The 16,568-nt window shown below is 71.0% G+C and carries 16 protein-coding genes; 7 read left to right on the top strand and 9 right to left on the bottom strand.

Features of this window, described 5'->3' with window-relative positions:
- Positions 1-128: 128 nt before the first annotated feature.
- Together fomD and ACZ303_RS19115 are read right to left on the bottom strand one after the other, a co-directional pair.
- On the bottom strand, positions 129-833 hold the full coding sequence (gene fomD, locus ACZ303_RS19110) for a cytidylyl-2-hydroxypropylphosphonate hydrolase (RefSeq protein ID WP_467340367.1): 705 nt from the start codon (positions 831-833) through the stop codon (positions 129-131).
- Between the two features lie 102 nt (positions 834-935).
- The gene (locus ACZ303_RS19115) at positions 936-2,330 is read right to left on the bottom strand and encodes a class II fumarate hydratase (protein WP_467340369.1); all 1,395 of its coding nucleotides are present in this window, start codon (positions 2,328-2,330) and stop codon (positions 936-938) included.
- 108 nt (positions 2,331-2,438) lie between these two features.
- Here ACZ303_RS19115 and ACZ303_RS19120 point away from each other — a divergent pair, with 108 nt between their 5' ends.
- Positions 2,439-3,956 (top strand): ricin-type beta-trefoil lectin domain protein, encoded by a 1,518-nt coding sequence (locus tag ACZ303_RS19120; RefSeq protein WP_467340371.1) that lies wholly within the window; start codon positions 2,439-2,441, stop codon positions 3,954-3,956.
- Positions 3,957-4,025: 69 nt separating this feature from the next.
- Here the strand turns inward: ACZ303_RS19120 and ACZ303_RS19125 are convergent, their stop codons facing one another.
- Entirely contained in the window at positions 4,026-5,693 is a 1,668-nt protein-coding gene (locus tag ACZ303_RS19125) for a fumarate hydratase (RefSeq protein ID WP_467340373.1), read from the bottom strand.
- A 157-nt stretch (positions 5,694-5,850) separates the two neighbouring features.
- Here ACZ303_RS19125 and ACZ303_RS19130 point away from each other — a divergent pair, with 157 nt between their 5' ends.
- Positions 5,851-6,531: a DUF1707 SHOCT-like domain-containing protein gene (locus ACZ303_RS19130; protein ID WP_467340375.1), complete on the top strand. Its 681-nt coding sequence runs from the start codon at positions 5,851-5,853 to the stop codon at positions 6,529-6,531.
- A gap of 170 nt (positions 6,532-6,701) precedes the next feature.
- On the top strand, positions 6,702-7,058 hold the full coding sequence (locus ACZ303_RS19135; protein WP_467340376.1) for a WhiB family transcriptional regulator: 357 nt from the start codon (positions 6,702-6,704) through the stop codon (positions 7,056-7,058).
- Between the two features lie 91 nt (positions 7,059-7,149).
- Here ACZ303_RS19135 and glpX read toward each other — a convergent pair whose 3' ends face one another.
- A complete protein-coding gene (gene glpX / locus ACZ303_RS19140) occupies positions 7,150-8,181 on the bottom strand; it encodes a class II fructose-bisphosphatase (protein WP_467340379.1) in 1,032 nt (343 codons plus the stop codon).
- A 192-nt stretch (positions 8,182-8,373) separates the two neighbouring features.
- On the opposite strand from glpX, the gene ACZ303_RS19145 reads away from it, so the two are divergent.
- Positions 8,374-8,949, top strand: a complete 576-nt coding sequence (locus ACZ303_RS19145) for a DUF4245 domain-containing protein (protein WP_467340790.1) — start codon at positions 8,374-8,376, stop codon at positions 8,947-8,949.
- Positions 8,950-8,991: 42 nt separating this feature from the next.
- Here the strand turns inward: ACZ303_RS19145 and ACZ303_RS19150 are convergent, their stop codons facing one another.
- The 4 genes from ACZ303_RS19150 to ACZ303_RS19165 form a co-directional block, all read right to left on the bottom strand.
- The gene (locus ACZ303_RS19150; RefSeq protein WP_467340381.1) at positions 8,992-9,582 is read right to left on the bottom strand and encodes a malonic semialdehyde reductase; all 591 of its coding nucleotides are present in this window, start codon (positions 9,580-9,582) and stop codon (positions 8,992-8,994) included.
- A gap of 166 nt (positions 9,583-9,748) precedes the next feature.
- Complete coding sequence (locus tag ACZ303_RS19155; protein WP_467340383.1) at positions 9,749-10,018, bottom strand: exodeoxyribonuclease VII small subunit; 270 nt, start codon at positions 10,016-10,018, stop codon at positions 9,749-9,751.
- Positions 10,019-10,028: 10 nt separating this feature from the next.
- Positions 10,029-11,249 (bottom strand): exodeoxyribonuclease VII large subunit, encoded by a 1,221-nt coding sequence (gene xseA / locus ACZ303_RS19160; protein WP_467340385.1) that lies wholly within the window; start codon positions 11,247-11,249, stop codon positions 10,029-10,031.
- A gap of 86 nt (positions 11,250-11,335) precedes the next feature.
- Positions 11,336-12,739 (bottom strand): APC family permease, encoded by a 1,404-nt coding sequence (locus ACZ303_RS19165; RefSeq protein ID WP_467340387.1) that lies wholly within the window; start codon positions 12,737-12,739, stop codon positions 11,336-11,338.
- Between the two features lie 105 nt (positions 12,740-12,844).
- Here ACZ303_RS19165 and ACZ303_RS19170 point away from each other — a divergent pair, with 105 nt between their 5' ends.
- Positions 12,845-13,852 (top strand): 4-hydroxy-3-methylbut-2-enyl diphosphate reductase, encoded by a 1,008-nt coding sequence (locus ACZ303_RS19170; RefSeq protein ID WP_467340389.1) that lies wholly within the window; start codon positions 12,845-12,847, stop codon positions 13,850-13,852.
- A gap of 30 nt (positions 13,853-13,882) precedes the next feature.
- On the top strand, positions 13,883-14,647 hold the full coding sequence (gene ppgK, locus ACZ303_RS19175) for a polyphosphate--glucose phosphotransferase (protein ID WP_467340391.1): 765 nt from the start codon (positions 13,883-13,885) through the stop codon (positions 14,645-14,647).
- Here the strand turns inward: ppgK and ACZ303_RS19180 are convergent.
- A complete protein-coding gene (locus ACZ303_RS19180) occupies positions 14,544-15,143 on the bottom strand; it encodes a DUF6542 domain-containing protein (protein WP_467340393.1) in 600 nt (199 codons plus the stop codon). The genes ppgK and ACZ303_RS19180 overlap by 104 nt on opposite strands.
- Before the next feature lie 232 nt (positions 15,144-15,375).
- On the opposite strand from ACZ303_RS19180, the gene ychF reads away from it, so the two are divergent.
- Positions 15,376-16,464, top strand: a complete 1,089-nt coding sequence (ychF, locus tag ACZ303_RS19185) for a redox-regulated ATPase YchF (RefSeq protein WP_467340395.1) — start codon at positions 15,376-15,378, stop codon at positions 16,462-16,464.
- Positions 16,465-16,568: the final 104 nt, after the last annotated feature.

Raw genomic sequence — 16,568 nt, forward strand, 5'->3', positions numbered from 1 at the left:
TCGGCTGTGATCAGGCGTCACATGCCGTGCTCTGTTCGTGCCGTGCTGCTGTGCAGTATCGCGGAGGCCGATCCTACGGTTGCCCCTCGGGGGCGCGCCAAGCGGTTCTGGAGGATCTCTTCCGCGGCCTACCGCGGGAAGGAGCCCTGCGACCGGATACGGGCCGGGGCGCGGTCCCAGTCGTCCGGCAGCGGCGGCACGGTCCAGGCGGGGTCCGGGCGCCAGTCCTCCCAGCCCGCGGCGAACGGCGCGGCCCAGGACTCGATGCGCTCGACCGCCGCGTGGCCGGCGGCCCGTACCCGGCGCGCCTGCTCGGGGGTCATCAGCCCGGCGCGCTGCGCCTGGGCGAACTCGTCCTCGTCCTTCCACTCCCAACTGCGGTCGGGGTAGACGGCGATGTCGAGGTAGTGGTCCTCGGAGTCGACCCCGCCCGCCCAGCGCGCCAGGGGCTCCTCGAGGTTGACGTACCAGTTCTTGAAGTTCCAGCGCGCGTCCCAGAACAGCCACACCGACCACGGTTCGCCGGGCCGGGCGAGCTTGAGCACGCCGGAGCCGTGCCAGCGGTCGACGGTGGTCGTGCGGGGCTTGGTGTAACGGGTGGCCAGCGGCTCCTGATGGATGGGAGTGCCATCGGCGAGCAGCGGCTTGACGCAGTCGGTGCCGGGGGCCATCCAGACGGCGAGGAGCTCGTCGGTGTCCTGGACGACGGTGACGGGACGGCAGATGTGGACCTGATCGCTGGCGTTGCCCCGGTAACGCCAGAGAATATGGTCCCCCGGCGCCCAGGGGGCGGTGCCGGCCGTGTCCGTGGTGTCCACCGTGTCCGCTGTCATGCGCAGATCCTAGGTGCCCGGGCCATGGATGCGCCGTGACGTGCGCCGCAAAGGTCCGGGCCAAGGTGCGGGCCCGGGTGCGGCGCGGCGCACGCCGGAGCGTTACGGGCGGGTCATCCGCAGCACGTCGAGCGCCTCGTCGAGCTGCTCCCGCGTCAGCAGCCCACGGTCGACGTACCCCGCCTCCAGGACGACCTCGCGGATCGTCTTGCGCTCCGCAAGGGACTTCTTGGCCACCTTGGCGGCCTCTTCGTAGCCGATGTAGCGGTTGAGCGGGGTGACGACGGACGGCGAGGACTCCGCGTACTCACGGGCCCGTTCGACGTTGGCGGTGATGCCGTCGATCGTGCGGTCGGCGAGGAGCCGGGAGGCGTTGGCGAGCAGCCGCACGGATTCCAGCAGGTTCTTCGCCATCACCGGGAGCATCACATTGAGCTCGAAGTTGCCGGCGGCGCCCGCCGTGGCCACGGTCGTGTCATTGCCCGTGACCTGGGCGGCGACCATCAGGACGGCCTCGGGGATGACGGGGTTGACCTTGCCCGGCATGATCGAGGAGCCCGGCTGGAGGTCGGGGAGGTTGATCTCGGCCAGGCCGGTGCGCGGGCCGGAGGACATCCAGCGCAGATCATTGGCGATCTTGGTCAGGCCCACGGCGACGGTGCGCAGCTGGCCGCTGGTCTCCACCAGCCCGTCGCGCGCGCCCTGTGCCTCGAAGTGGTCGCGGGCCTCGGTCAGCGGCAGCCCGGTCGCGCGGGCGACCTCGGCGATGACAGCCCCCGAGAAGCCGGGCGGGGTGTTGATGCCGGTGCCCACGGCCGTGCCGCCCAGGGGGAGTTCGGCCAGTCGCGGCAGGGAGGCGCGCAGCCGCTCGACGCCGTAGCGCACCTGTGCCGCGTAACCGCCGAATTCCTGACCGAGCGTCACGGGCGTGGCGTCCATCAGGTGCGTACGACCGGACTTGACGACCTCCGCGAACTCCGCCGCCTTGCGCTCCAGCGACTCGGCGAGGTGGTCGAGCGCCGGGATCAGATCGCCGGTGACGGCGGCCGTGGCGGCGATGTGGATGCTGGAGGGGAACACGTCATTGGAGCTCTGCGAGGCGTTGACGTGGTCATTGGGGTGCACGTCACGGCCGAGGCGCTCGGTGGCCAGGGTGGCGATGACCTCGTTGGTGTTCATGTTGGAGGACGTACCGGAGCCGGTCTGGAAGACGTCGACGGGGAAGTGCTCGTCCCAGCGGCCCTCGGCGACCTCACCGGCCGCCGAGGCGATGGCCTCCGCGACCTCCTTGTCGACCACGCCCAGCTCGGCGTTGACCTTCGCGGCGGCGCCCTTGATCCGGGCCAGGGCCTCGATGTGCGCCCGCTCCAGACGCTGCCCGCTGACGGGGAAGTTCTCCACCGCCCGCTGCGTCTGGGCGCGCCACTTGGCGTGGGCGGGGACGCGCACCTCTCCCATGGAATCGTGCTCGATCCGGTACTGCTCGCTGTCGGTCATTGTCACTTACCTCCTGACAAACAAAGCGTTTGTCTTGTTCACCGTGTTCCCAAAAGGCACTACCGACTAGTAAATACCGCGAGTAACAACTGAAATCGGGGAGGCTCCATGACACGCAGACCCACCCTGCGCTGTACTCTCGCCGCCGTCGCCGCGCTCGCCGCGGCCTTCGGCGGCATGGCCGCGACCGGCCCCACCGCCGCGGCCCAGGCCCGCAAGGCCGCCTCGACCCCCCTGTCACCCGAACTGGAGAAGATCCGCGCGGCCGAGGCCGTCAAGCTCTACGGCGACGCCGCCGAGCGCCCCCTCGACCGGCGCAAGTCCTCTCTGATCTCACTCGGCGACAGCGAGATCTCCGGCGAGGGCGTCGGCACCTACGAGCCCGGCACCAACGGCCCCTCCAACTGGTGCCACCGCTCGCCCGACGCCGCCATCCACCGCACCTCGATTCCCGCCGACGTCACCTACAACGTCTCCTGCTCCGGCGCGTCCACCGCCAACATCCGCATCGGCGGCGGCAAGCAGTACGCGGACGAGCTGGTCCAGAGCGACAACCTCGCCGTCAAGGCCCGCAACACCCGGATCAAGATGGTGCTGCTCGTCGCCGGTGCCAACGACGACCTCCAGTTCGGTCCCGTGATGACCGACTGCGTCGTCCGCTACCTGACGCTCCAGGGCCCCTGCGAGCCCAAGTACGCCCCCGGCTGGCAGGCCCGCGTCGACGGCCTCGTACCCAAGGTCGAGCAGACCGTACGGGACCTGCGCACCGTGATGACGGGCGCGGGTTACGCCGACGGCGACTACAAGCTCGTCGTCATGGGTTACCCCAGCCCCATCGGCCCCGACTTCGAGGACAACCCGAACTTCCCCGGCAAGATCCCCGGCGGCTGCGTCGGCCACACCTCCGACTCCGCCTGGGGGCGCGACACGGCCGTCCCCGCCTTCGAACGCGGGATGCGCAAGGCCGCCCGGAACGCGGGCGCGCTCTTCCTCGACAACTCCCGCCTCTTCCACGGCCACGAGGTCTGCATGGACGACGCCTGGGCGCGCGGCCTGTACGTCGACCTCTCCAAACCGGGCCTGCCCGACGAGAACTCCGTCCGCCAGTCCTTCCACCCGAACGTCCGCGGCCACGGCGCCTTCGCGTCCTGCCTCAGCCAGCTCTACGCCTCGGGCTACGGCGAGGCGGGGTGCGCGGACCCGGCGAGCACGGGGACGCCCGTGCTGACGAAGGGGGCCTGGGACGACGCGTTCCGTCCACTGAGGAGTGAGGCAACGGGTACGTGCGTTGACGCCTACGGGGCCGCCAGCCGGAACGGCACCCAGGTGGGCGGCTGGGACTGTTCCGGGAGCCGGAACCAGCAGTGGGGGTACGACACGGGCGCCAAGGTGCTGCGCACGGCGCTCTCCCACGACCGGTGTGTGGATGTGCCGGGCGGGAAGTACGCGGCGGGTACGGCTGTGGTGCTGTGGAACTGCCATGGCGGCGGGAACCAGCAGTTCATCCGCAGCGGCGGCACGCTGCGGCCCGCGGCGGCCTCGGAATGGTGTCTGACGCTCGCGTCGGCGAAGGACCCGCTGCGTCTGCAGAAGTGTGACGGGTCGGCGGCGCAGCGCTTCGCGTAGCACCGGTCCTCGAAAAACGCCGGGCGGGCTGGAAATCCAGCCCGTCCGGCGTTCGGCGTTCAAAGGGGGTTACTGCCCGGAGCGGACCGGAATGGACGTGAACGTCGGAGCCGGCGTCGGGTCGACGAAGAAGTCGTTGCCCTTGTCGTCGACGACGATGAACGCCGGGAAGTCCTCGACCTCGATCTTCCAGACCGCCTCCATGCCGAGCTCCTCGTACTCCAGGACCTCGACCTTCTTGATGCAGTCCTGCGCCAGACGGGCCGCCGGCCCGCCGATCGAGCCGAGGTAGAAGCCGCCGTGCGCGCCGCACGCGTCGGTGACCTGCTTGCTCCGGTTGCCCTTGGCGAGCATCACCTTGGAGCCGCCCGCGGCCTGGAACTGCTCGACGTAGGAGTCCATGCGGCCCGCGGTCGTCGGGCCGAAGGAACCGGACGCGTAACCCTCGGGGGTCTTCGCCGGGCCCGCGTAGTAGACCGGGTGGTCCTGGAGGTAGTGAGGCATCTCCTCGCCCGCGTCCAGCCGCTCCTTGATCTTCGCATGTGCGATGTCGCGGGCGACGACGAGCGGTCCGGTCAGCGACAGCCGGGTCTTGACGGGGTACTTGGTCAGCTCGGCGAGGATGTCGTCCATCGGCCGGTTGAGGTCGATCCGCACCACGCCCTCGTCGGACAGGTGCTCGTCGGTGGTCTCCGGCAGGAAGCGCGCCGGGTCGGTCTCCAGCTGCTCCAGGAAGACACCCTCGGCGGTGATCTTCGCGACCGCCTGGCGGTCCGCGGAGCAGGACACGGCGATGGCGACAGGCAGCGAGGCGCCGTGGCGCGGCAGGCGGACCACGCGCACGTCGTGGCAGAAGTACTTGCCGCCGAACTGGGCGCCGATGCCGATCTTCTGCGTGAGCTCGAAGACCTTCTCCTCCAGCTCCTTGTCCCGGAAGCCGTGGCCCGACGGGGAGCCGGTCTCCGGCAGCTCGTCGAGGTAGTGCGCGGAGGCGTACTTGGCGGTCTTCAGGGCGTACTCCGCGCTCGTACCGCCGACGACGATCGCCAGGTGGTACGGCGGGCACGCGGCGGTGCCCAGGGAGCGGATCTTCTCCTCCAGGAACTTCATCATGGAGCCCTCGTTGAGGACCGCCTTCGTCTCCTGGTAGAGGAAGGACTTGTTGGCCGAGCCGCCGCCCTTGGCCATGAAGAGGAACTTGTACGCGCCGCCGTCGGTCGCGTACAGCTCGATCTGCGCGGGCAGGTTCGAGCCGGTGTTCTTCTCCTCCCACATGTTCAGCGGGGCCATCTGCGAGTAGCGCAGGTTGAGCTTGGTGTACGCGTCGAAGATGCCGTGCGAGAGGGCCTGCTCGTCGCCGCCCTCGGTGAGGACGTTCTGGCCGCGCTTGCCCATGACGATCGCGGTGCCGGTGTCCTGGCACATCGGCAGCACGCCGGCCGCGGCGATGTTGGCGTTCTTGAGCAGGTCGAGCGCGACGAAGCGGTCGTTCGGGGACGCCTCGGGGTCGTCGAGGATCCGGCGCAGCTGCGCCAGGTGCGCCGGGCGCAGGTAGTGCGAGATGTCGTGCATCGCCTCGGCGGCCAGCTTCCGCAGCGCCTCTGGCTCCACCTTGAGGAACGTACGGCCGTCGGCCTCGAAGGTGGACACGCCCTCGGAGGTGACCAGGCGGTACGGAGTGTGGTCCTCGCCCAGGGGCAGGAGGTCGGTATAGGCGAACTCAGACGGGGCAGACATTGCGGCGATTCCTCACTCGACAGTGGCTTCGGCTGACATCTGCGGCAGCGCTGTACCAGCGTAGGGCGCCCCGGCGCGCCCGATCCTGTGAGGTAAGGCTCAGTACATCTCGACTTCCCTCTAGTCGCGATCTATCGCGTTTCGCTACGCTGCTGACGTGGAACAGCCATCGTTCGAGAAACGGCCCCAGCGGCCGGAGCCCCCGACCCCGCCGGGCCCCGCCACCGAACCCGCGCTGCGCGCCTCCGACGCCGACCGCGACCGGATCGCGGACATCCTCCGCGACGCCCTGGGCGAGGGCCGGCTGACCCCGGAGGAGCACTCCGAGCGGATCGGCGCGGCGTACACGGCGCGCACCATGGGGGAACTGGAGCCCCTGGTCCGCGACCTTCCGGCCGCGCCCCGGCACGCGACGGCCGCGCCCGCGCGCCCGTACGACGCCTCGACGCGCCCCGAGGGCACGAGCCCCGCCGAGGAGAACCTGGTCGCGGTCTTCGGCGGCGCCACGCGCAAGGGCCGCTGGCGGGTGCCGTGGCGGACGAACGCGTTCGCGCTGTTCGGCGGGGTCGAGATCGATCTCACGGAGGCGGTCTTCGAACGGCGGGAGATCGTCGTCAACGCCGTCGCGATCTTCGGTGGCATCGACCTCAAGGTCCCGGAGAACGTCTCCCTGCGCTCCACCGGCGGCGGGATCTTCGGCGGTTTCGACGTCAGGACGTACGAGGCGCCCGACCCCGACGCCCCGGTCGTGTCCGTCACCGGCTTCGCCCTTTTCGGCGGGGTGGAGGCCAAACCCGTGCGGGGAAAGCGGCTCAAGAACCTGCGGGCGGGCGGCTGACGGCGGCTTTCCGCGTTCCGCTCATGGCAACGGTGTGAATAAGCACGCGCACAGCGGGTAAAGCTTGGTGCATCGTCTCTCGTACGGCTGCCGGTGCGAATGGCCGTGCGCAGTGGAGACGGGCAAAGGTGACTCAATCGGCCCAGCAAAGCCGTCGTCAGGAGTAGACCGTGCTGCTACCGCATCAGCCCCTGCAGGAAGCCGCCGTACCGTCCCAGCGGATCTCCGCTCGGGATCAGGCCGGCCCCTGGCATTCGGAGGCGGTGTGCCGCCGGGATGAAGCCGGGCTCTTCTTCGCACCATCCAAGGAACCCACCGCCGCCCGGCTTTCCCGCGAGGAGGCCGCGAAGCGGGTGTGCGCCCGTTGCCCGGTGATGGTCGAGTGCCGGGAGCACGCCCTGCTCCAGCCCGAGCCGTACGGAGTGTGGGGCGGGCTGACCGCGGCCGAGCGCCGCGTGGTGCTGGCCCGGCGCCGGCGGCGCGAGGCCGAGCTCCAGCGCGCCACGCGCGTCGCCGCCGCGGGCTGACCGGGCGTACGCACCACGGGCCGGGCCCCGCCGGAAGATGCGGCGGGGCCCGGCCCGTGGTGAGCGCGCCGGCCGGTGGGCCGGCGACTCGTCAGCTGGGGCGCTCGAAGTCGACCGTGCTGTACGCGCGCAGCTTGGACAGCCGGTGCGTGGAGTCGATCTGCCGGATCGTGCCCGACTTGGACCGCATGACGAGGGACTGCGTGGTCGCGGTCTCCGCGCGGTAGCGCACACCGCGCAGCAGCTCGCCGTCGGTGATGCCGGTGGCGACGAAGAAGACGTTGTCACCGCTGACGAGGTCGTCGGTGTGCAGGACCTTGTCGAGGTCGTGGCCCGCGGCGAGGGCGCGCTCCCGCTCCTCGTCGTCCTTGGGCCACAGCTTGGTCTGGATCGTGCCGCCGAGGCACTTGATCGCACAGGCCGCGATGATGCCCTCGGGCGTGCCGCCGATGCCGAGCAGCAGGTCGATGCCCGTGCCCTCGCGGACGGCCATGATCGCGCCGGCCACGTCGCCGTCGGAGATGAACTTGATGCGGGCGCCGGCCTCGCGGATCTCCCGGACGATGCCGTCGTGGCGGGGGCGGTCCAGGACGACGACCGTGACGTCCTCGGGCGAGGAGTGCTTGGCCTTGGCGACCCGGCGGATGTTCACGCCGACGGGGGCGTTGATGTCGACGTAGTCGGCGGCCTCGGGGCCGGTGACCAGCTTGTCCATGTAGAAGACGGCGGACGGGTCGAACATGGAGCCGCGGTCGGCGACGGCCATGACGGAGACCGCGTTGGCCATGCCCTTGGCCGTCAGGGTCGTGCCGTCCACCGGGTCCACGGCGACGTCGCACTCGGGGCCGGTCCCGTCGCCCACGCGCTCGCCGTTGTAGAGCATGGGCGCGTTGTCCTTCTCGCCCTCGCCGATGACGACGACGCCGTTCATGGAGACGGTGCCGATGAGGGCGCGCATGGCCTTGACCGCGGCGCCGTCCGCGCCGTTCTTGTCGCCGCGCCCGACCCAGCGGCCCGACGCCATCGCACCGGCCTCGGTGACCCGGACGAGCTCCAGGGCGAGGTTGCGGTCGGGGGCCTCGGGGCTGACTTCCAGCTGGGACGGCAGGTGATGATCGGTCATCGGAGCGCACCTTTCTGTACGGCGACGGCCGTAGGGCTCCTCGTCCCCCGTAGGGGGCAAGGAAGTGAGGGTGTGATGACTTTATCGGTTTACTGCGAGAGTGAGCAGGGCGCCCCACGCATGAGCAGCGTCAAGGTCCCGGGGAGGCGCGCGGCCCCGCCCGGCCCGACCGGCGTCAAGATCGGCGCGGGCATGGGGGACGATGGTGGGGTGGCAGGTAGGAACGGCAAGGCGCAGACCGTACGGAACATGATCCTCTCGCTGGCGGTGGTGGTCCCCATCGCGCTGGTGAGCTATGTGTTCATTCCGCATGACGAAGGCAATGACCCCGTGAAGACGGTCGGCTACCGCGTGGAGCTCGACACGGCCCGGCGGGCCGCGCCGTACGCCGTCGCGGCCCCCGAGGGGCTGGCCGAGGGCTGGCGCGCGACCTCGGTCTCGTACCGGGCGGGCGGCAAGGAGGGATCGGCCTGGCATCTGGGGTTCCTCGACCCGGGCAAGGAGTACGTCGCGGTCGAGCAGAGCGACGGCCCGGCGGCCGAGTTCATCGACGGCGTGAGCCGGGGTGCGGCGAAGACCGGCAGGACCCAGCAGGTCGGCGAGGGCACCTGGCGGCGCTACGAGGGCGAGAAGTACAACGCCCTGGTGCGCGAGGAGCGCGGGGTGACGACGGTGGTCACCGGTACCGCCTCGTACGAGCGGCTCACGGAAATGGCCGCCGCGCTCAAGGCCGAGAAGAAGCGGCCCGAAGGGGCCGGCAAGGGCTGAGCGCGACGGCCGGGGTCCGGCGCCCCGGCCGGGGCGGCCGGCTCAGACGGTCGTGACGACCTGGTCGTACGCCAGGCGCGGGGCGCGCGGGCGCGAGGCGTCCGGGCCGGGCTTGCCGATGTTCACGATCATCAGCGGCGTGTGGTCGGCGTCGAGGAACTCCTTCTGGACGCCGGCGTGGTCGAAGCCGGTCATCGGGCCGGCGGCCAGCCCCGCGGCGCGGACGCCGACGAGGAAGTAGCCGGCCTGGAGCGCGCCGTTGAGCGCGGCCGACCGCTCGCGGACCGGGCGCTCGGCGAAGAAGACGTCCTTGGCCTGGGGGAAGTGCGGCATCAGCGCCGGCAGCTCCTCGTGGAACTCGTTGTCCGTGGCGAGGATGGCCACCAGCGGCGCGGACACCGTCTTGGCCCGGTTGCCCTCGGCCATGAGCGGCGCCAGGCGCTCGCGGGCCTCCTCGGAGCGGACGAGGACGACGCGCAGCGGCGACTGGTTGAAAGCGGTGGGCGCGTACTTGACCAGGTCGTAGACGGCCTGGATCTGCTCGTCGGTCACCGGTTCCGCGGAGAAGGTGTTGGCCGTGTGGGCCTCACGGAAGAGCAGGTCCTGCGCGGTGGGGTCGAGGGCGAGGGTCATGGGAAAACACCTTCACATGCGTGTGGGGGGTCGTGCTGATGACCTCCACTGTACGCAATGTGTGTGAACTTTCAACCAAACCTGGGGTGCGGTGACCCGACTCACTCCCGTTTGTCCGGTTGGTCGTGTCGAAAAGCCCGGCTCGCACCCTGCGGCCGGTGCCGGTTCAGCCCTGGTCGGCCGTGGAGCGCGCCTCGGTGGCCGCCCCCTCCTCGGACTCCGCCAGCGCCGCGTCCAGCCGCGCCCGGGCGCCCTCCAGCCAGTGCCGGCAGACCTTGGAGAGCTCCTCGCCGCGCTCCCACAGCGCCAGCGACTCCTCCAGCGTCGTGCCGCCCGCCTCCAGGCGGCGCACCACGTCGATCAGCTCGTCCCGCGCCTGCTCGTACCCCAGCACGCTCTCGCCGGAGCCCATGTCCGCCGCACCCGTCTTCGCCATGCCACCCAGACTATGCGGGCGGTGTGACAACGGGCCGCACCGTGAACTCGCCCTCCGCGACCCGCGCCCGCAGCTCCTCCTGTGCCGTCACCTCGGCCGCCGCGCGCACCACCGAGCCGTCGGCGTGCTGGAGCACGGCATAGCCCCGGCGCAGCGTCGCCGCCGGGGACAGCGCGACCACGCGCGCGTGGGTGTGCGACAGCTCCGACTCCGCCCGGTCCAGCAGATGGCCGAGGGTGCGCCGCCCCCGGTCGGTGAGCGCGTCGACCTGGGCCTCCCGCTCGTCCACCATCCGCTGCGGCCGCTCCACGCACGGCCGCGCCCGGACGGCCGCCAGGCCGCGCTCCTCGCGCTCCAGGTGCGCGGTGACACAGCGCAGTGCCCGGTCGCGCAACTGCCGTACGCGGACCAGCTCCTCGCCCACGTCGGGCACGACGCGCTTCGCCGCGTCCGTGGGGGTGGAGGCCCGCAGGTCGGCGACCAGGTCCAGCAGCGGGGAGTCCGGCTCGTGGCCGATCGCCGACACCACCGGCGTACGGCACGCGGACACCGCCCGGACGAGCCGCTCGTCGGAGAACGGCAGCAGGTCCTCCACGCTGCCGCCGCCGCGCGCCACGATGATCACGTCGACTTCAGGCGTCTTGTCCAGCTCCGTGACCGCCTCGATGACGCGCGGCACCGCGTGCACGCCCTGCACGGGGACGTTGCGGATCTCGAAGCGGACGGCGGGCCAGCGGTGCCGGGCGTTCTCCAGCACGTCACGCTCGGCGGCCGAGGCGCGGCCGCAGACCAGACCGATCAGCTGCGGCAGGAAGGGCAGCGGCCGCTTGCGGTCGGCGGCGAACAGTCCCTCCGCCCCCAGCGACCTCTTCAGCTGCTCCAGCCGCGCCAGCAGCTCACCGACGCCCACCGGCTTGATCTCGGTGGCCCGCAGCGACAGCGAGCCACGCGGCGCGTACCACTCGGGCTTGGCGTGCACGACGACGCGCGCGCCCTCCGAGACGATGTCGGCGACCTGGTCGAAGACCGCGCGATAGCAGGTCACCGACAGGGAGATGTCGTGCGAGGGGTCGCGCAGCGTCAGGAACACGACCCCCGCGCCGGGACGCCGCGAGAGCTGCGTGATCTGTCCCTCGACCCACACCGCGCCCAGCCGGTCGATCCACCCGCCGATCAGGCGGGACACCTGGCCTACGGGGATCGGCGCGTCCGGGGACGTGTTGAGAGCCATGGGGACGAGAGTAGTGGCGGGCACCGACAACGGCCCGGGCCGCACACGGAAGCCGCTTCGGGCCGGGCCCGCACACGGCAGCCGCCTCAGCCCGCCGTCGAGCGCCGGAACACCTGCGCGCCCAGGACCCCCAGCCCGGCAACCGCCCAGACCGCGCCGACGGTCTGCGCCGCGCCCGACGCCTTGACGATCACCGCGATCACCACCGCCAGGCCCAGCAGCGGCACCAGCACATGCCGTACGGGACGCACGGGCCCGCCCCGCTTGCGTACCGCGAACCAGCCGATCACCGACAGATGCAGCAGCGCGAAGGCGACCAGCGCGCCGACGTCCACCACCGACACCAGCCGGTCCAGGCCGTCGTCGCGCCGCGCCGCCCACACCGACGCCAGCAGGGTGACCACCGCCGCGCCGAGCAGCGCCGGCCGGGGCACCCCCGAACTCCGGTCCACCTTCGACAGGATGCCCGGCAGCCGCCGGTCACGGGCCATCGCGAAGAGCAGCCGGCCGGCCGCCGCCTGACCGGCGAGAGCCGCGAACGCGGCGCCGATGGCCTTGCTGGCGGCCACCAGATCGTGCAGCCAGGCACCCGTCGCCGCGTCGACCGTGTCGTAGAAGGCCGACCCCTGGTCCTCCGGCCGCGCCGCCAGCTCCGCCGGTGACATGGGGGCGAGCAGCGCCGCCAGATAGGTCTGGGCGATGAAGAGGACGCCCGCCACCGCGAGGCAGGTCAGCACCGCGCGCGCCACCCGCTCCGAGCCACCCGCCGACTCCTCCGCGAACGCCGCGATGGCGTCGAAGCCCAGATACGACAGCACCGCCACCGACACCGCCGTGAAGACGGCACCCATGGCGAGCCCGCCCTCCCCGGTCAGCGGCGACAGCCACCCGCGCTGGGTGCCCTTCTCGGCCAGCGCGAAGATCGCCGAGGCCAGGAAGACCAGCAGCACGAGGATCTCCATGGCCAGCACCAGGAAGCCCACCAGCGCCGCCGTCCGCACCCCCCACATGTTCAGGGCGGTCGTCACGACCACCGCGAGGGCCGTCCACACCCACCGCGAGACCTCCGGCACCAGCGCGTTCAGGGCGATGCCGGAGAAGAGGTACGCCACCGCCGGGATCAGCAGGTAGTCGAGCATCGCCATCCACCCGGCCATGAAACCCGGCCCCTCGCCGAGCCCCACGCGCGCGTACGTGTAGACCGACCCCGCCCGAGGGGCGACCCGCACCATCTGCGCGTACGAGAAGGCCGTGAACGCCATCGCGACCGTCGCCACGACGTAGACGAGCGCGACCGCGCCGTGTGCCTTGGCGTCGAGGGTGCCGAAGATGCCGACCGGCGCCATGGGGGCGATGAAGAGGAGGCCGTAGACGACCAGGTCCCGGAAGGAGAGCGTGCGGCGGAGGGTGTCCTCGCCGTTGTTCCCGCGAGCGTCCCGGAGACCGCTCCCGTGCTCGCTCTTGTGACCGCCGGCGGGTGGTGTGGCCATGGAATGCCCCTCGCTGGTGCGTACCTGCCGCCCATCGTGCCCCAGCTCCACCCGCCATGCCGGTCAGGCGGAACCAGCGGTGGACGGGCCCGTACGATGGATCGCATGACTGCTACCACCGCCCGCAAGGTTCTGCTCGCCGCCCCCCGTGGCTACTGCGCGGGTGTGGACCGTGCCGTGATCGCCGTCGAGAAAGCCCTGGAGCAGTACGGAGCGCCCGTCTATGTGCGCCACGAGATCGTGCACAACAAGTACGTGGTGAAGTCCCTGGAGAAGAAGGGCGCCATCTTCGTCGACGAGACGGAGGAGGTGCCCGAGGGCAACATCGTCATCTTCTCGGCCCACGGCGTGGCCCCCGTCGTCCACGAGGAGGCCGCGCGCGGCAAGCTCGCGACCATCGACGCCACCTGCCCGCTGGTCACCAAGGTCCACAAGGAAGCCGTCCGCTTCGCCAACGACGACTACGACATCCTCCTCATCGGCCACGAGGGTCACGAGGAGGTCATCGGTACGAGCGGTGAGGCGCCCGACCACATCACCCTGGTCGACGGCCCCGACGACGTGGCGAACGTGAGCGTCCGCGACGAGTCCAAGGTCGTCTGGCTCTCCCAGACCACCCTCTCGGTGGACGAGACGATGGAGACGGTCGACGCCCTCAAGGGCCGCTTCCCGCAGCTGATCAGCCCGCCGAGCGACGACATCTGCTACGCCACGCAGAACCGCCAGACCGCCGTCAAGCAGATGGGCGCCGACGCCGACCTGGTGATCGTCGTCGGTTCCAAGAACTCATCCAACTCCGTCCGCCTCGTCGAGGTCGCCCTCGGCGCGGGTGCGCGCGACGCCCACCTGGTCGACTTCGCCGAGGAGATCGACGAGGCGTGGCTGGAGGGCGTGAGCACGGTCGGTGTGACCTCGGGCGCGTCGGTGCCGGAGATCCTCGTCGACGGCGTCCTGCAGTGGCTCGCCGAGCGCGGCTACGACGACGTCGAGACGATCACGGCCGCCCAGGAGTCCATCACCTTCTCGCTGCCGAAGGAGCTCCGCCGCGACCTGCGGGCGGAGGCGGCCGAGCTGTCCGGCCGGGGGCCGGATTCCGCCACCGACGAGGGGTGATCGTCCGCCCTGCCCCGTAGCGTGGTGACCATGAACCTTTTCGGCGTGGACATCGGCGGATCGGGCATCAAGGGCGCACCGGTCGACCTGGCACGGGGTGAGCTGACCGAGGACCGCTTCAAGGTCCTCACCCCGCACCCGGCCACCCCCGACGCGGTCGCGGACAGTGTCCGGGAGGTCGCGGAGCACTTCGGCTGGGACGGGCGGCCGGTCGGGGTGACGTTCCCCGGCGTGGTGGTCGGCGGTACGACCCGTTCCGCCGCCAATGTCGACAAGGGCTGGCTGGGCCGGGACGCCGCCGCGCTGCTCACGGAGCGGATCGGCGCCCCCGTGACCGTACTGAACGACGCGGACGCCGCCGGGCTCGCCGAGATGCGCTACGGCGCGGGCCGCGGCCGGTCCGGCACGGTCATCGTGCTCACCTTCGGTACGGGCATCGGCAGCGCCCTCTTCACCAATGGCACGCTCGTACCCAACACCGAGCTGGGCCATCTGGAGCTGCACGGCCACGACGCGGAGACCCGCGCCTCGACCCGGGTCAAGGACGAGGAGGGCCTGAACTGGCAGCACTGGGCGCGCCGGGTGGAGCGCTACCTCCTCCACGTGGAGAAGCTGTTCTCGCCCGACCTCCTGGTGATCGGCGGCGGCGTCAGCCGCAAGGCCGACAAGTTCCTGCCGCTGATCGAAGGGGTCAGCTCCGAGATCGTTCCCGCTCGGCTGCTGAACAACGCGGGGATCGTAGGGGCCGCGATGGCCGCCGCCGAGGCCGGCTCCGCTCCCGCCGCCGCGTCCTGATCAGCGCGATCCTGCGGGAGAACGCGATCAGCGCGGCCAGCAGCGTGCCGGTGTAGAGCCAGCCGGCGCTCAGGGACAGCAGAGTGATCATGCCCATGGCCTGACCGGCGAAGCCGCCCGCGCCCTCGGTGAGGGGCACGGCGCCCACCGCGAAGGCGATGGGCACGGTCACCGGCGCGGTCGCGAGGTCGGCGGGCCGTACCCACAGCGCGCACGCGGCGCTCGCGAACAGGAAGAACGCGCCGTAGAGCGAGACCGCGCCGCCCGCCATGCGGTCGGTCAGCCAGCCTGCCCCGAGCATCGCCAGGGCGGTGAGCAGGCCGGTGCCGAGCCCGGTCAGCCGTGGCCCCGGCACCCGCAGCTGGGGCGAGGACCGCCCCTCGCCGGCGCGCTGGAGCGACGCGCTCTCGCCCTGCCCCACGGGGGAGGCGGGCCGGGGCACGGGGGACGTGCGGCGGACCTTGCGCTGAGGGATACGCGTGCTGGGTTGCTCCACCCGACCAAAGTAGGTCGGGAAGCGGGAGGAATCCGACGTTGGACACGCTGTTTGGCCCACCTTGGCCGTGTGTTCGACCGATAGTCCTTCCGGGCCGCCCGTGCGGCCCGGACCCGTAGACTGGATGACCGGCCCGCCGTGGGCCGCGGACCCTTTACACCATTCCCAGGGATGGCGCGGCAGGACCTGCCGTCTCCATCGCCATGGGAATCTCGCTACGGGAAGTCGCCACGTGTCGCTCACGATCGGAATCGTCGGTCTGCCCAATGTCGGCAAGTCGACCCTGTTCAACGCCCTGACCAAGAACGACGTGCTGGCGGCCAACTACCCGTTCGCCACCATCGAGCCCAACGTGGGCGTCGTCGGCGTCCCCGACCCCCGGCTGCAGAAGCTGGCCGAGATCTTCGGGTCGCAGAAGATCCTTCCGGCCACCGTCGACTTCGTCGACATCGCGGGCATCGTGCGCGGCGCCTCGGAGGGTGAGGGCCTGGGCAACAAGTTCCTGGCGAACATCCGTGAGTCCGACGCGATCTGCCAGGTCATCCGTGCCTTCAAGGACGAGAACGTCGTCCACGTCGACGGCAAGGTCTCGCCCAAGGACGACATCGAGACCATCAACACCGAGCTGATCCTCGCCGACCTCCAGTCGGTGGAGAAGGCCGTCCCGCGCCTGACCAAGGAGTCCCGCCTCCAGAAGGAGAAGGTGGCCGTCCTCGCCGCCGTCGAGAACGCCAAGGGCATCCTGGAGTCCGGCCAGACCCTCTTCTCGGCCGGCATCACCAAGGGCACCGAGCAGGGCGACCTCCTGCACGAGCTCCACCTGCTCACCACCAAGCCCTTCCTCTACGTCTTCAACGTCGACGAGGACGAACTGGTCGACGAGGACTTCAAGAACGAGCAGCGCGCGCTGGTGGCCCCCGCCGAGGCGATCTTCCTCAACGCCAAGATCGAGTCCGAGCTGATCGAGCTGGACGATGACGAGGCGCTGGAGCTCCTCCAGTCCATGGGCCAGGAGGAGCCCGGCCTGGCCACGCTCGGCCGCGTCGGCTTCGACACCCTGGGCCTGCAGACCTACCTGACGGCCGGCCCGAAGGAAACCCGCGCCTGGACCATCAAGAAGGGCGCCACGGCCCCCGAGGCGGCCGGTGTCATCCACACCGACTTCCAGAAGGGCTTCATCAAGGCCGAGGTCATCTCCTTCGAGGACCTGGTCACCACCGGCTCCGTGGCCGAGGCCCGCGCCGCGGGCAAGGCCCGCATGGAGGGCAAGGACTACGTGATGGCGGACGGGGACGTGGTGGAGTTCCGCTTCAACGTCTAATACGTTCGGCGAAAGGCCGTCTGACCTGCGGCGGAGCGGGTTGGGCGGCCTTTGCGGTCCGCACAGAGTCCGCAGCGTGCTGGATGAGTCCGGCACACGGGGGA

Source organism: Streptomyces sp. NPDC023527 (assembly GCF_055560115.1).